Source organism: Hyphobacterium sp., assembly GCF_965229905.1.
Lineage (GTDB): Bacteria > Pseudomonadota > Alphaproteobacteria > Caulobacterales > Maricaulaceae > Hyphobacterium.
In genome coordinates, this window is record NZ_OZ245930.1 from 577,853 (window position 1) to 592,767 (window position 14,915).

Genomic DNA, 14,915 nt, shown 5'->3' on the forward strand with positions numbered 1-14,915 from the left:
TCGATATCTCGACTTTTTCCAATGCGCACAGGCCGGGCTCACATGAAACCCGCTCAGGGCTGCGGCGTCACTGCATCCGCCTACCCTCACCTTCGTTCGGTCGGTCCCCGCTCACGCTGCGGGCGGGCGCGCTTGCCCGCGGACTGACGATTGAAGACAGAACGCCGGTAGCGACAAATTGCGCCGCGACGCGCCTACGCCCTTCTGGTTAGGATGATGACCCGGACAGGAAGGAGCTATGGTGATGATGAAAACAATCCGGTTCTGGCTGGCCGTTGCGCTTGGCGCTTTTCTGGCACTGTTTGCCTTTCAGAACATGGCGACCGTCGAGGTCGATGTCCTGTTCTGGACGTTCGAATCGCGCCGGATTGTCGTGATCGGCCTGACCCTGATCACCGGGATCGCGATCGGCTGGATCATGAACAGCCTGACACGCTGACCGTTAGGGGATGCGGACAAGGTCCGCACCCGCTTCATTAACCGGCGGGCGTTGCTTGAGCGGTTTGACCGCCCCTACTCCTGCACCCCCATCAACTCACCACTATCGCAATGCCAGCAATCGGCGGCGCCGATCGGGCTGCCGGGCGGAATGTCGGTGGACAGGACGTCGAGCTCCTCGCCCGCATCGATGCGCGCGAGGCCGGCCTCGATCTGGCGGGCTAGCCAGACACGATGCGCATGGCCGCCCGTGCGCGACCATTGCCCGGCCTGGCGTTCCAGCCAGGCCCGTGCCGGAGCGGCGGCGGCCGGCGTGTCCGAAGCGGCGACCCGCATGAGCTGAAGCACGTATTCGGTCTGGATCGCCTCACGCAGGGCGGCGAGGCGCGGGGCTTCGCGGCGCGGGGCGTTGAGGATGGCCCGGTCGAGCGTGCCCAGCACCTCATCCACCGAGAGCTGACCGGGATCGCGGGCCCGCTGGTCCGCCATGCGCGCCAGGCGCGCCGGCGAGAGCATTTCACCCAGTGTGAGCCGGGCCGCAGCGGCGGCCGCATTCCGGCGGCTGAAGGCCGGGTATTGATCGCTCTCGAAATGCTCGCGCTGCGCGATGGCGTCGTAATCCGTGTAGGGCGACGGGGCGAGCAGAGCGAGCGTATTGTCGTCAATGTCTAGCACCGCCGGATCGAGCGTCGCGACCAGCGCTTCGAGCGCGCGGCGCTGCTCGGCCGCGTCATAGGGCCGGACGCCGGCGGCGCCCGGCCCGCTGTTTTCATAGGCGAAGATGACGCCGCCCAGAGCCGAGGCTGCGGCCTCCACCTGATAGCGGTGATAGAGATAGATCGGCGGGAACGCATCGCGGATTGCCGGCAGCGGCCAGCCGTCCTGCATGACGTGCGGACCGAACCCGTCCAATGCGATGCGGCGCACGGCCAGGGTCTCGATCAGCGTGTCGGTCGGGTTGGCACCATTGTCCCAGAGATTGGCCAGCGGATGGCCGGAATTATTGCCCCGGGCATGGCGGTCGGAAATGTAAAGCAGGCCCTGATCGCGCTGTTCGGCGAGCAGAGCTTCGAGACCGGCGGCCTCGTCGGCCGGATCGTCAAACTGGGCGTACAGCCAGCGCACCGCAGCAATGTCCCATTCGCCGATGCCGGTATCGTAGGCGCGCGAAACGTCGAGCTGGCCGTCGGCGGTGATGGTGACCCAGGGCGCGGGATAATCCATCACCGAGGCGCGGTCGTTCACGCTGGCGGTGAAATTGTGCAACAGGCCGATGGTGTGACCGATCTCGTGCGCGGAGAGCTGGCGCACACGGTCCAGGGCCAGTTCCAACGGATCATCATCGGCGCCGGACCCGGTGCCGTCGCGGCCCAGCAATCCCTCGAAAATCATCCTGTCCTGGCGCACGCGCTGGCTGCCCAGGCGGACATGCCCCTTGAGGATCTCGCCGGTGCGCGGATCGACAACCGAACCGCCCATGGACCAGCCTCGCGTCTGGCGGTGCACCCATTGAATGGCGTTGTAACGGACGTCCAGCGGGTGAGCGCCCTCGGGCAGGAGTTCGACCCGAAACGCGTCCTCGAAGCCCGCCGCCTCGAACGCCTCGGCCCACCAATTGCCGCCTTCGATCAAAGCGTCGCGGATGACCGGCGGCGTGCCGCGGTCGACATAAAATACGATGGGTTCAACGACCGGGCCGGACGGGGCGGAAGGATCGACGCGTTCCAGTCGGTGGCGCAGCGCGAGCTGGCGGCGGATCGGCTGATCCAGCGGCGCAGCCATGTCATAGACTGCCAGCGGGATGGCGCCCGAGCGCTCGTCCGCCTCACGGATGCGGTAGCCATCGTCGGGCAGCGCCACGAAGGAATGGTGCACCGTTAGCGTGATCGCGTCGGCATCCGGTGCGACAGCCGGCACTTCGCCGCCTTCCGGCGATCCTGCAAGGGTGATCAGCGCATCGATTTCGACATTCTGCGGGAAGACCAGAGCGGCATCGGTGAGCGGCGCGGAACGGTCGGCGTCGATGGAATAGCTGCCCTCGCCGGCATTCGCGAGATAGCCGATCGTGTCGACCGGATCGCGGGTCAGGAAGCCGGAAAGATCGATCAGGACATTGTCGCCGTCCTCGGCCACGATATCCGTGCTCCAGACCACGGACCGGGCGAAGGACTGGCGTGTCGCGTCAGCCTCTTCCTCAGGAGCGCCGATGGCGCGATAGCGGGTGTTTTCGAACTCCGCAAAAATGCGGTCATTGACGCGGAAGAAGCGCAGGATTTCCGAGGATCCGCCCAGGCCGCGGTCGATCCCGACCGGGTTTGAGCCCAAGCCCGAGGTCATCCGCGCGGTGTAGATCATGCGGCCGAAATCGCCGTCGTCCGTAGCCGACAGCCGGGCCAGAATGCGGCCATCGCCGTCATCGACATAAAGCGGCATGAAACCGTCCCGGTAATCCAGGCCGGAAATCGTGTCATCATAGCTGACGGCTTCGTACTGCGCCGTGGCAAGGCCTGCCGACGACACCACCAGAAGGCTGATAAACAAGGCTTTCATGCCGCTCCCCGCTTTATTCTCGTCGCTGCGACGCTAGCGGAACGGCACGCGCAGGTATAGCGCCGCGCGACGAAGGCTGTGATAGTGTCGCTTCATCGCCAGCCAGGGAGACGCTCATGCGGACCGCCATCCTTACCGCCGGCCTTTGCGCCGCGCTTGCCGCTCCGGCGCTGGCCCAGGATTTCACCAATGCCGGCGATCGCGATGCCGACGATGTGCTGATCGAGGAATGGACCATTCCGTATGAAAATTCCCGTCCGCGCGATCCTTTCACCGCGGACGGAGAGCGGATCTGGTTTGTCGGTCAGCGCGATGATTATCTTGGCTGGCTCTACCCGCGCACCGGCGAGATCGGACGGCTCGACCTGCCCGAAGGGACCGGTCCGCACAACCAGATCGTCGATGCGGACGGAAATGTGTGGATCGCCGGAAACCGCGACGCCTATATCGGCCGCTACACTCCGGCGAGCAATCAATTCATGCGCATCGACATGCCCAACGGGGTGCCGCGCGATCCGCACACGCTGATCATGGATGCGGGCGGCCAGTATCTCTGGTTCACCGCCCAGGGGGCCAACCGGATCGGCCGTTTAAATGTCGCAACCAATGAGCTCGACGTGATTGATGTGCCGACCGAAAACGCCCGGCCCTACGGGATCGAGATCGATGGCAACGGAACCGTCTGGGTGGTGCTGTTGGGGACCAACAAGCTGGCAGCGATCCATCCGGACACGCTGCAACTGGCCGAGATCACCTTGCCGCGCGCCGAGGCCCGGCCGCGCCGCATCGGCGTCACCGACAATGGCTATGTCTGGTATGTCGATTATGCGGGCGGCTATATCGGGGCTTTCGACCCGGAGACGAATGGCGTGCAGGAATGGCGCGCGCCGTCGGCCGAGAACAGCCGCCCTTATGGCATGGCGGTCGATGCGCAAAACCGGATCTGGTTCGTCGAGACCGGCGTGGAACCCAATAATTTCGTCGGCTTCGATCCGGCCACCGAGAGCTTCTTCTCGCAGACCCCGGTTCCGTCCGGCGGCGGCACACTGCGCCACATGCAGTTTTTCGCGCCCACGGGCGAGATCTGGTTCGGCGCCGATACCAATACGATCGGCCGGGCGGTCGTGATGCCAGCGGAATGATTGCGCCGATTGCCCTGTTGCTGACGGCCGGCGCTTTTCCGGACGGTGCTCCCTGGGGTCATGCCGGCGCACCGCAGACCGACACTTGCGCCGGATGTCACTGGGACAACGCACCGGAAGACGGATCGCCGCGCTTGTCGCTGGACGGGCTGCCGGACCGCTTTGTGCCCGGCGAGCGATACGAAATCAGCGTGGAACTGGCGGATTCTGGCGCGGTCAATGGCTATCAGCTGGCCGCCAGTCATGGCCGCTTCGAAGCCGGGTCTTCTGCGAGCGAAGCCGAGGGCGCGGCCGTTCGTTCCACCCGGCCGCAGGGAAGCTGGCCGGTGGTCTGGATCGCCGGCAATGCGCGTGAGCCGGTCCGTTTCTGGCTTGCGGCGATCGATGCGAATGACGATGCCAGCGCCCTGGGCGACCGCGTGCTCTTGAACACGTTCGAGAGCTTGCCCTGACGCGCATCCGGCGCTATGCCGCGCGCCTCGCAAGACACGAAGAGCCGACATGAATATCGATGCCATCTCCATCGGCGTGAACCCGCCGGATGATTTCAATATGATCGTGGAAGTCCCGCTGGGCGGCGATCCGGTGAAATACGAGATGGACAAGACGTCGGGGGCGGTCTTCGTCGACCGTTTCCTGCATACACCGATGCGCTATCCGTGCAATTACGGCTTCATCCCGCATACCCTGTCCGACGATGGCGACCCGATCGACGTTCTGTGCCTCGGCTCGACCACGCTGATGCCCGGCAGCGTGGTGCGCTCGCGCCCGATCGGCGTGCTGCTCATGGAAGACGAGAGCGGGCTGGACGAGAAGATCCTTGCCGCGCCGCACCCCAAGCTGACGCCCTATTATGACGAAGTGACGGATTATTCCGACATCCTGCCGGCGCAGCTCGCGCGCATCACGCATTTCTTCGAGCATTACAAGGATCTCGAACCCAACAAATGGGTGAAGGTGAAGGGCTGGGAAGGTGCAGACACGGCGCGCAACCTGATCGCCAAAGCGATCGAAGCGGCAAAGAAGACCTAGTCCGGCAAGGCGTTCATCGCGGAGATGGCCGCCAACTCAATCAGCGCGGCAAAAATGCTCGTTACGGCCGTGTGACCGGAAGCTGCTGCTTGCCAAGGGGAAAGTCTCTCCCCCTTGGCGACAGAATATCGTATCCCGGAATCTCAACACGGCGGGAGGACGCGGTTTGCAAAAAGCCGATTACATCTGGATGGACGGCGATTTGCGCCACTGGGAGGACTGCACGGTTCATGTGATGAGCCATGCCCTGCATTACGGCTCGTCCGTCTTCGAAGGCCTCCGCGTCTACGACACGCCGGACGGGCCGGCGATTTTCCGGCTTGAGGATCATATCGCGCGGCTTTACCGGTCCGCCCGCGTGTACCGGATCGGCATTCCATTCGACCTTGAGACAGTTTGCCAAGCGTGCTGTGACGCGGTGCGCAAGAACGGCTTGACGGCGGGCTATATTCGTCCGCTGGCCTTCCGCGGCGCCGGGTCGGTTGGCGTGACAGCGCAAGACACGCCCATCCATCTGATCATCGCGGCTTTTCCGTGGGGAACCTATCTCGGTCCGGACGCGCTGGAAAAGGGTGTCGATGTCGCCGTTTCGAGTTGGAACCGGCTGGCCCCGAACACCGTGCCGCCGGGCATGAAGGCCGGCGGCAATTACCTGTCTTCCATGCTGATCGGCTATGAAGCCAAGGACCGCGGTGTGGCAGAGGGTATCGGGCTTGGCCATGACGGGCTGTTGTCGGAAGGATCGGGCGAGAATTTGTTCCTGGTCGAGGACGGGGTGATCCGCACACCGCCCGGCGCGGCGTCGATCCTGAAGGGCATTACGCGCGATACCGCGATCAAATTGCTCGCCGACATGGGCCATGACGTGGTCGAACAGCCGCTGCCGCGCGAAGCCCTGTATACGGCGGACGAGATTTTCTTCACCGGCACCGCCGCCGAGATTACGCCAATCAAACGCGTCGATCACATTCATGTCGGGACGGGGGATTATCCCATCACGCGCTCGGTGCAGGACGCGTTTTTCGGCCTGTTCAGCGGCAAGACGGCGGACACACGTGACTGGCTAAGGCATGTATAAGGCATAGGGAGAAAATCATGACGGTCGAGGACTATCTTTCCAAGGAAGGCGAAACCTTCACCTCGGACTGGTTCGAGATGACCCAGGACCGCGTGAACCAGTTTGCTGACCTGACCCACGACCACAATTTCATTCATGTCGATGTTGCGCGCTCGAAAGCCGAAACGCCGTTCGGCGGCACGATCGCGCACGGCTATTTCACGCTGTCCATGCTCTCGCATCTGGGCGCCACTTGCCTGCCCGATCTGCCGCCCGGCTCGATCCCGGTCAATTACGGATTCGAGAAGTTACGCTTTGCCGCCCCGGTGCCCGTGGGCAAGCGGATCCGCGCCAATTTCCGGCTTTCGAAGATCGAACAGCGCAAACCCGGGCAATGGCTGTCGCACTGGGATGTGACGGCCGAAGTCGAGGATCAGGACGCTCCGGCGATCCGCGCCCACTGGCTGACGCTGTTTATTGTGGCGGGCTAGGCCGCCTCAAAACGGTCAATCGTCGGTTATAGGCAGAGGCGAGCTGTGAGAATGCACGATTTGTCGGCCGCCATCCTCATTTTCTCTGACAACGAGCGAAATAACTTCGTCGATCGGAGTGACGTCACCATCGGAATTAGCGCGTTCGCCTACGACTCGGGTCAATAGAACATAACCGTCCTCCCAAAACGTGCCGGAGGGCGGAGAAATTTCGACGTCAAACGATGCGCCTGAATTGCAAAGCTCTTCGAAAAACAATCGATTGCCAAAGAAATCGTGTCCGTATTCCTTTGGAAATCCGATGAGCCAAGCGTTATCGTTTACGGTTTGTGTGAACAGTTGGATATCACAGTCATTCAGGGCGCTTTGATAGTTCGCGAGGAGCTCCAGCCCGCCAGGGTAAGCCGATTCCATGAACATCGCTGTTCGTTCGGATTGCTTTTGGCTTGGGTTTGGCTGCCAAAATGCCAACGCAAAATCGGACACTAAAACGCTCGCAACTGCGGCAAGAGCAACACCATCTAATCCGCGCATAGCCGCCAACTCCAAAGCTTACTAGGTGAGGCAAGCATCTCCCGGATTGCGTTGATATGCAATTATAGTTTGCAATGTGAATTTGGCAGCGCTTTTGAGTGTCTACGGGATGACGGATAAAATTACTGCAACGGTCGAACAAATCCCCCCCCCCTGTGGGGAGGGTTTGGGGGGGGGGGGGGGGCAATACGACGAACAACCCAAAAGGACTTCTTCCCGGCGATACTTGTTGCCGCGCACACTATTGGACCTTCAGCCCTTGCCGGAATTTTTTTCGGCGCCGGGATTTCAGGTCAAGGGCGCGTACGCGCCGCTGCGCGGTTTCACCCTTGACCTGAAAATCCGGCGCGAAAGACTGGCCAGCATGGATTGTAAGGCGGAGTCGGGCTCGGCCGTTTGGCGACGCTTAGATCCGGGAGAGCGTCTTTCCCCTCCCCCTCGTGGGGAGGGGATACCTATTTTCTGCCAACCAATCCACGTCATCCCCCGCGAAAGCCGGGATGACGTTTGAAGATCCGCAGGCTTGTCCCGCGCTGGCGTCTCACCCCACCCCGCCGATCCTGATGGATCGCCGACCCTCCCCATCAAGGGGAGGGAACGCGATGGCGGTTCAGCCGCCCGCCAGATCCTCGGCGCGTTTTTCCAGGCGGGTAAGAAGCTCCGTCAGCCTTTCGATATCCTCGCGGGAAAACCCGTCGAGCAGATCGGCCTCATGCTTCAAGGCAACCGGCGCAATCTCGTCATAGACGCGGCGGCCGGCTTCAGTCAGGGCGACGAGCGCGGAACGGCCATCACTCTGATGCCGTTCGCGGCTGACGAAACCGCGGTCGATGAGGGCTCCGACAGCGCGAGATACCGTCACCTTGTCCATGGCCGTGGCGGTGGCCAGATCCTGGGCGGTCAAGCGGTCGGCCCCGCCCAGGACAGCGATCACCCGCCATTGCCAGATCGAAAGCCCGAAGCGGTCTTCATAGGCCCGCGCCACCCAGCGGCTAGCGCGATTGGACGCGACCGACAGGCGGTAGGGCAGATAGGCGTCGAGCCGGAGCGCGGCGTCGCGCGGCATGGTCTGGACTAGGCCAGCACGCCGCGGCGCTGCTGGTCGAGCTCAATGGATTCGAAGAGCGCCTTGAAATTGCCCTCGCCGAAGCCCTCATTGCCCTTGCGCTGAATGATCTCGAAGAAGACCGGGCCGATCACCGTCTGGGTGAAGATCTGCAAGAGCAGGCCCTGCTCGTTTTCGATGTCGCCGTCCAGAAGAATGCGGCGCTTTTCGAGTTCCTTGACCGGTTCGCCATGGTTCGGCACGCGCGCATCGATCAGCTCGTAATAAGTGTCCGGCGTGTCCTGGAAGATGACGCCGTTCTCGCGCAGCTGATCGACGGTCTGATAGATATTCTCCGTCGTCAGAGCAATGTGCTGAATGCCTTCACCATTGTAATCCCGCAGGAATTCGGCGATCTGCGACTTGTCGTCCTGGCTCTCGTTGAGCGGAATGCGGAGCTTGCCGCACGGCCCGGTCATGGCCTTGGAGAAGAGGCCGGTCTGCTTGCCCTTGATGTCGAAATAGCGGATTTCGCGGAAGTTGAAGACGGTCTCGTAGAAGTCCGCCCAGACCTTCATCTGGCCCTGATGCACATTGTGCGTCAGGTGATCGAGAATCTGCAGGCCGACGCCGCCCGTGTCTTCCTCGCCGGTCGGTTCGAAATCGCCATAGATGTCGCCCTTGGCGCCATACTGATCGACGAGATAGAGCACCGAACCGCCGATGCCCTTGATCGCCGGCACCTGATCGGTGTCGGTCCAGACACCTTCGCCGAAGGGCTCCGCGCCGCGCTTCAGCGCTTGTTCATAGGCGGATTTCGCATCCTTGACGCGGAACGCCATGGCGTTCGCCGACTGGCCATGTTCCTTGGCGAAGTCAGCGGCCTGGCCGGTTTTCTCGCGGTTGAGGAGGAAGGTAATATCGCCCTGTTTGAAGCGCGTGATGTCCTTCGACTTGTGCCTGGACACAGCCGCGAAACCCAGCTTGCGGAAGAGTTGTTCCAGCGCATCCGGGTCCGGACCGGTGTATTCGACGAATTCGAAACCGTCAGTGCCCAGCGGGTTTTCAAACAGATCGGCCATGGCCTTGCTCCTTCAATGTCGGCGGACTGCGAGGGGGCATGGCGCCCACGCCTCGAAACTCGCCCCCTCATGACGGAATTTAGTTACATTTGCAACTAAATTGTCGGCTCGACGGAACATTCAAGGGGCGCTAAGCCGCAGCGCATGAGCTATCTGTTCGAGCCGCCCGCCCTTTTGAGCGTGCCTGTCGAAGGCGCCGCCGCCTTTCCGGTCGGGCGCATCTTCTGCATTGGGCAGAATTATGCCGAACACGTACGGGAAATGGGCGGGGCCGATACCCGCGCCGAGCCCGTGCTGTTCATGAAGCCGCCCAGCGCCATCACCACAGGACCGGACGTGCCCTACCCGCCGGCCACGGCCGATCTGCATCACGAAGTCGAGCTGGTGGCCGCGATCGGCCCGGACGGCGTGGTGGCGTCCGGCGTAGGTATCGACCTCACGCGGCGGGATTTACAGGCGGCCGCCAAGACGCGCGGCGGCCCCTGGGAGATCGGCAAGGCGTTCGATAATGGCGCCGTGCTGGGTGCGCTGAAACCCGGGCCAGCGCCATCCGCCGGCGCCATCCAGCTGTCCGTCAATGGCACCGTCCGCCAGGACGGACGGCTGGAAGACATGACTCGCAATCTGCCAGCATTGCTGGCGCTGATCGGGAAGTATTTCACGCTCGCGCCCGGCGACCTGGTGTTCACAGGAACCCCGTCCGGCGTCGGCCCGCTCTTGCCAGGCGATGCCGTTGACGCCGGAATCGACGGGCTGCCGCCGCTTTCCTTCCGGATGACCGATCGAAAGGCCTGACCCATGACGCTGTTGCACGGATATTGGCGATCGAGCGCCGCCTACCGCCTCCGCATCGCCCTCAATCTCAAGGGCATCGCCTATGATCAGCTGTCGGTAAATCTGAAGGATGGCCGCCAGCGCGAAGCGGCGCACAAGGCGCTGCATCCGCAGGGCTTCGTGCCGGTGCTAAATATCGACGGGGAACAGCTGATTCAGTCGCCGGCCATTCTCGAATATCTTGAGGAGACACGGCCGGAGCCTGCACTGCTTCCGGGAAGTGCTGCCGAACGGTCACGCCTGCGCGCCTATGCCGCCGTGATCGGCTGCGATATCCATCCGGTGCAAAACCTCCGTATCCTGCAATATCTCCGCAAGGAGCTGGGCCAGGATGCGGATGCGGTTACGGCGTGGTGTCAGCGCTGGATTTCCGACGGTCTGGCCGCGCTGGAAAAGATGGCCCAGGCCGATGATCGCGGCGGGCCCTATCTTTGGGGTGGCGCGCCGACAATGGCCGACGTCTATCTGGTGCCGCAAATGTACAATGCGCGGCGCTTTGGGGTGGAGATGGACGCGTTTGCGACGATCGTCGCGGCCGACGCGGCCGCGCGCGCCCACCCTGCCTTCGAGGCGGCCCGGCCGGAGAACCAGCCGGACGCACCCGAGGATGGACACTAGGCCTTAGCCGCCCGGCGGCGCTGGCGGCGGCGCAGCCTCGCGCGTCTTCAGGATGGGTTGCAGGCGGCGATAGGTCAAAGACCGCCACAGCCATTCGAACGGACCGAAGCGGAAGGCGCTCAGCCAGAGCGTCGAGACAATGAGCTGACCGATCCAGACCATGACCACGAGCTGCGCCTGTTCAGCCCGCTCCAGCGTGCCGAACCAGCCGAGCCCCGGGGGACCGACGAACAGATAGGTCATGATCAGGGTTTGCGAGAGATAGTTGGTGAAGGCCATACGCCCGGCGGCCGTAAAAGGATGCAGCAGGATCCGGAACAGGCCGATCTTGCAGACCAGCATGATAACGGCCGCATAGCCGAACGCCATGAACAGGCTGGCGACATAGTTGAGCCCGATCGACACCCACAGGCTTTCCATGGCGAAGGCGTTGCGCACATCGTGTGCGGCACTCTCCCAGGCCATTGGAATACCGATCCCCAGCGCCACAATGGCGGCAAACAGATAGGCCAGGCTGCCCCAGCGCAGGGTCAGGAATCCGACCTTGAACAGCGCCATGCCCAGAAACATCACGCCGATCGTCCGGGCGCCGAAAAAGATCAAGCCGGCGACCTGGCCGCCAATGGCATTGATGGCGTTGTCCGGGAGCCGGTTGATGAAACCCGCCTGGTAGGTCGCGACGACCTCCTGCAGTTCATCGGGAGGCAGAACGAAGCCGAATTTCTCGGGCGACAACTCCCCGGGAATCAGGTTGAAGGACGCGAATATGCCAATGGTGAGCAAGCCTGCCAGCGCGATCAGGGCAAAACCCCAGATTGCCAACCACAAGGCCGATTTGTGCCGCGCCATGACCACCAGCATGCCGGCGATGGCATAGGTCACAAGGATGTCGCCATACCAGAACAGGTAGGCGTGGATCATGCCGATCAGCAGCAGCCAAAGCATGCGCGGATAGTGCTGGCGGGTCCCCAGAGATTTGTCTTCACCCAGCATCAAGACGATCCCGGCACCGAACAGGCCGGAGAAAATCGTGATGAATTTCATGCTGAAGAAGACGTGGCTGAAGAACCAGACATCCAGATTGACGCCGGTCAGGTCCATGTGGGCCGGCGGATATTGGTAGGCCATCGGCCACATTGCGAAGGCCTGGACGTTCATCATCAATATGCCGAGCACGGCGAAGCCGCGCAGTGTATCGATGGACGTAAATCTTTCGCTCTTGGGGCCGACCAGCGGCGAATCCGGCGTCACCGGTTGTGTCATGATGTCCTCCCTGTCCCGCGCGATAGTCTTACAAAGATTTCACGCAGCGTAACGGGATTGTGGGTTGAATGATCCCCCTCGATCAAGGCATAGACATCAACTATTGAGGTTATAGGCAAAATTTTTCGGCGCGAGGGGCCGATGGTTCAGTTTCTGCTTTTCATATTCGATGCACTCGCCGGTTTCGCGATGCTGTCCCTCGGCTTGGCCTATACCAGCGACGCTGAAGACTGCGCCGTCGACGTACAACTGGTCTCCGCAGAGTATTTCATCGCCGACGATACTGACGGCACTGCCACGGTCGATTGCGCCGCGACGATCGACTTCGAGCGCGAGCCTGCCGAGGTTTTCCGCATCTAAGAGCGGCCCTACCGACTCCCACACTTCGAATGACCGGTATTTTGAGCTAAGACACTTGTCCCGCGACGCTCCGCGGGCTGATGGATTCAGTGATTGGCAGGGACCGGGCAAGCATGGCCGAAAGCGAAACACGCGACCGCGAGACTTCAAGCGACGCCCTGATGGCGGTGTTTTCGGAGTCCGGCGATTCACAACCGCTCGACTCCCGGCGGCCGGTCCGCGCGGCCCCCGATCTGCCACCGCCGCGGAGCCATGGCTGGTATGTCTTCTTCGGAATCACGGCCGCCCTGATATGGACCGCCGGCACGATTGCCTATCTCGTCGCCTATGCGGGCATTGATGTGCTCGACCCGCTGGCGCGTCATAGCCCGGCCCAACTCGCCGGCCTCGCGATATTCGCGCTCGGGCCGGCCATCTTGTTCATCATGGCGGCGCTGATCATCCGCGAGTTGCGCCAAACCGTCGATCGGACCCGGGGCGTACAGGCCGCCCTGGCGCGATTGGCGGCGCCCGCGGAAGTGGCCGAAGCCGAAGTCCGCAGCCTGTCCGGAGCGATCTCAGGCGAGATTGACCGTATCAATTCCTCGCTGGAAAGCGCCCTGGCAAGATTGGCAGCGATGGAAGAAGTGATCCGGCATCATGCCGACACGCTGGAACAGTCGGCCGGCGATGCGCGGCAGCGCGCGGAAGACTTGCTGCAAACGCTACGCGGCGAACGTGAACGTCTCCAGCACGTCTCCGATTCCATGGATGACAAGGCGGCTCTGATCGCGACCGCGATTTCCGAACAATCGCGCATGATCGCCGCGGCGGCCGAACTGGCCGGCGAGACCGCGACTGATGCCGAGCGGCGGGTCCGCGACAGCGCGGATGCGCTCGCCGGTGCGGGGCAAGCGATTGCCGACAGCGCACAATCCGCTGCAGGCAAGGTCGATGCACGGGTCGCCGAATTGCGGGATCTCTCGGGTCAGCTCGAAAACCGGACAGAGCAGCTGGAAGACGCTTACAAGCGTCACAAGACGCGGCTGGGCGAAGCCGGCGAATCCTTGCGCGAAGAACAGGAAAAAATCGCGGCCGCGCTGGATTTCCACCGCGCTGAATTGGAGATCATGTCGAAGACGGCCCGCGAGGGCGCGGACGCGCTCAACGATGCGGCCAAGCAAGGTGCCGGCACGTTCAGCGACACGGTCGAGGCGGCACTGGTTCGCGCGCGGCGGATGGCGGCCGATGTCCACGCCGAAGCCGACAAGGCCAGCGAGGCGCATCGCAAAGCGCTCGAAGATCTGCAGGCGGCCTCCGACAATGCCCGCAAAGCCTCGCAGGCCGCGGGCGAAGCGCTGGAAGAACAGAGCCGGCTGGTCGCCGCGCGGATCGAGGATATCAACGAGAAATCCTTCGATGCCGCCCGCAAGGCGGACGAATCTTTTGCCGCACGGCTGAAAGAGGCCGAGAAACTGACCTCCCGGGCCGCGCTGGCAGCGGATGAGGCGGCCGAGTCCGTGAAGCGTCGCCTCGAAACGGTTCTCACCGCGGCGCGGGATGAATCCGCGGCGATTGAGCGTGAGATCGAGAAGCTGGCGGACAAGCTGGCGGAACTGCCGGCTTCGGCGCAGCTCCGGGCGAAGGAAGCCTCCGACGCGCTGCGCAATGGGCTTGAAGGCCTCAATGCTGCCGCCCTTGCGGCCGCCGAGGAGGCACAGGAAATCGATGCTGCCTTCCAGGCGCGCATCCGGCAGAATTACGAATTGCTAAGCGACTTCATGCTCAAGATGGGCTCGGTTGCCGGCGGCCGGCGGGCGCTCGATCTGCCCGCCAATGAAGTCCCCAATCCGCTTTCCGGAAAGAAGAAAGCGGAAACCGGCGGGGAAGCGGCGGGCGGCGAAGCGCCCAAGCGCGATACGATCGCGTTTCCGGAACGCGGCCGCTCGAACGAGCCGGGATGGCGCTGGAAGGATCTCCTGTCGAGCATGCCGGACAGCGACGAGCGCCGCCGTGACCGGGATGATGAGGCTGACTAGCCACACGCCATTCTCTTGACGAATAGCCGTTGCGGCAACCGGTAACGCGGCCCATGCTAAGGCATGTCCAAATACTTCGATCATGATGCCTATATTGCCGGTGCGGCAGAGCCATTGCGGCCCCTGCTCGTCGATCTGCGCGTTGCACTTGCGGCCGCTTTGCCGGATGCCGAGGAGCTAATCGCCTACGACATGCCCGGCTTTGGATTCGGCAAGTCGATCATCGCGGGCTATGCGGCGTTCGCCAAGCAGTGCGGCCTCTACGTGTCGCCTGGCGCCATCACCGCTCACGCTAAAGACATCGCGGATGCCGGCCTTAAGGCAACGAAGACCGGGGTGACGTTCTCGCCTAAAAAGCCGATGCCCGACGCGCTGGCCGCCAAGCTGGCGGTTGCTGCGCGTCGAGAGTTAGGCCTCTAGCCCACCGACGACGGCAAGTCAGCGCTGCACA

The 14,915-nt window shown here is 62.8% G+C and carries 16 protein-coding genes; 11 read left to right on the plus strand and 5 right to left on the minus strand.

From position 1 onward, the window contains the following. Positions 1-244: 244 nt before the first annotated feature. Positions 245-439 (plus strand): lipopolysaccharide assembly protein LapA domain-containing protein, encoded by a 195-nt coding sequence (locus tag ACO08C_RS02930; protein ID WP_421787392.1) that lies wholly within the window; start codon positions 245-247, stop codon positions 437-439. Between the two features lie 74 nt (positions 440-513). Here ACO08C_RS02930 and ACO08C_RS02935 read toward each other — a convergent pair whose 3' ends face one another. Beyond that, the gene (locus tag ACO08C_RS02935) at positions 514-2,988 is read right to left on the minus strand and encodes a zinc-dependent metalloprotease (protein ID WP_421787394.1); all 2,475 of its coding nucleotides are present in this window, start codon (positions 2,986-2,988) and stop codon (positions 514-516) included. 116 nt (positions 2,989-3,104) lie between these two features. Between ACO08C_RS02935 and ACO08C_RS02940 the strand changes: the two genes are divergently transcribed. The 5 genes from ACO08C_RS02940 (at position 3,105) to ACO08C_RS02960 (ending at position 6,710) form a co-directional block, all read left to right on the plus strand. Then, positions 3,105-4,130 (plus strand): virginiamycin B lyase family protein, encoded by a 1,026-nt coding sequence (locus ACO08C_RS02940; protein ID WP_421787396.1) that lies wholly within the window; start codon positions 3,105-3,107, stop codon positions 4,128-4,130. Continuing rightward, entirely contained in the window at positions 4,127-4,582 is a 456-nt protein-coding gene (locus ACO08C_RS02945) for a choice-of-anchor V domain-containing protein (protein ID WP_421787398.1), read from the plus strand. Before ACO08C_RS02940 ends, ACO08C_RS02945 begins: the two co-directional genes overlap by 4 nt. Before the next feature lie 49 nt (positions 4,583-4,631). Then, positions 4,632-5,162, plus strand: a complete 531-nt coding sequence (ppa, locus tag ACO08C_RS02950; protein ID WP_421787400.1) for an inorganic diphosphatase — start codon at positions 4,632-4,634, stop codon at positions 5,160-5,162. Positions 5,163-5,352: 190 nt separating this feature from the next. Beyond that, positions 5,353-6,240, plus strand: coding sequence for a branched-chain amino acid transaminase (locus tag ACO08C_RS02955; protein ID WP_421788644.1), 888 nt, complete (start codon positions 5,353-5,355; stop codon positions 6,238-6,240). A gap of 17 nt (positions 6,241-6,257) precedes the next feature. Further along, positions 6,258-6,710, plus strand: a complete 453-nt coding sequence (locus ACO08C_RS02960) for a MaoC family dehydratase (protein ID WP_421787402.1) — start codon at positions 6,258-6,260, stop codon at positions 6,708-6,710. Between the two features lie 15 nt (positions 6,711-6,725). Here ACO08C_RS02960 and ACO08C_RS02965 read toward each other — a convergent pair whose 3' ends face one another. The 3 genes from ACO08C_RS02965 to hppD all read right to left on the minus strand — a co-directional run bounded on the left by ACO08C_RS02965 (position 6,726) and on the right by hppD (position 9,371). Continuing rightward, positions 6,726-7,244 (minus strand): hypothetical protein, encoded by a 519-nt coding sequence (locus tag ACO08C_RS02965; protein ID WP_421787404.1) that lies wholly within the window; start codon positions 7,242-7,244, stop codon positions 6,726-6,728. Between the two features lie 610 nt (positions 7,245-7,854). Next, positions 7,855-8,310: a MarR family winged helix-turn-helix transcriptional regulator gene (locus tag ACO08C_RS02970; protein ID WP_421787405.1), complete on the minus strand. Its 456-nt coding sequence runs from the start codon at positions 8,308-8,310 to the stop codon at positions 7,855-7,857. Between the two features lie 8 nt (positions 8,311-8,318). After that, positions 8,319-9,371, minus strand: coding sequence for a 4-hydroxyphenylpyruvate dioxygenase (gene hppD / locus ACO08C_RS02975; protein WP_421787407.1), 1,053 nt, complete (start codon positions 9,369-9,371; stop codon positions 8,319-8,321). A gap of 144 nt (positions 9,372-9,515) precedes the next feature. On the opposite strand from hppD, the gene ACO08C_RS02980 reads away from it, so the two are divergent. Together ACO08C_RS02980 and maiA are read left to right on the plus strand one after the other, a co-directional pair. Then, positions 9,516-10,166, plus strand: coding sequence for a fumarylacetoacetate hydrolase family protein (locus ACO08C_RS02980; protein ID WP_421787409.1), 651 nt, complete (start codon positions 9,516-9,518; stop codon positions 10,164-10,166). 3 nt (positions 10,167-10,169) lie between these two features. Continuing rightward, positions 10,170-10,823 carry a maleylacetoacetate isomerase gene (gene maiA / locus ACO08C_RS02985; RefSeq protein ID WP_421787411.1) on the plus strand — a complete coding sequence of 218 codons (654 nt, stop codon included), beginning with the start codon at positions 10,170-10,172 and terminating at the stop codon, positions 10,821-10,823. 3 nt (positions 10,824-10,826) lie between these two features. On the opposite strand, the gene ACO08C_RS02990 is transcribed toward maiA, so the two are convergent. Continuing rightward, positions 10,827-12,086: a DUF418 domain-containing protein gene (locus ACO08C_RS02990; RefSeq protein ID WP_421787413.1), complete on the minus strand. Its 1,260-nt coding sequence runs from the start codon at positions 12,084-12,086 to the stop codon at positions 10,827-10,829. Positions 12,087-12,227: 141 nt separating this feature from the next. Here ACO08C_RS02990 and ACO08C_RS02995 point away from each other — a divergent pair, with 141 nt between their 5' ends. The 3 genes from ACO08C_RS02995 to ACO08C_RS03005 all read left to right on the plus strand — a co-directional run bounded on the left by ACO08C_RS02995 (position 12,228) and on the right by ACO08C_RS03005 (position 14,884). Then, positions 12,228-12,446, plus strand: a complete 219-nt coding sequence (locus tag ACO08C_RS02995) for a hypothetical protein (protein WP_421787415.1) — start codon at positions 12,228-12,230, stop codon at positions 12,444-12,446. 113 nt (positions 12,447-12,559) lie between these two features. Continuing rightward, the gene (locus ACO08C_RS03000; protein ID WP_421787417.1) at positions 12,560-14,464 is read left to right on the plus strand and encodes a hypothetical protein; all 1,905 of its coding nucleotides are present in this window, start codon (positions 12,560-12,562) and stop codon (positions 14,462-14,464) included. Positions 14,465-14,527: 63 nt separating this feature from the next. Next, positions 14,528-14,884 (plus strand): iron chaperone, encoded by a 357-nt coding sequence (locus tag ACO08C_RS03005; protein ID WP_421787419.1) that lies wholly within the window; start codon positions 14,528-14,530, stop codon positions 14,882-14,884. Positions 14,885-14,915: the final 31 nt, after the last annotated feature.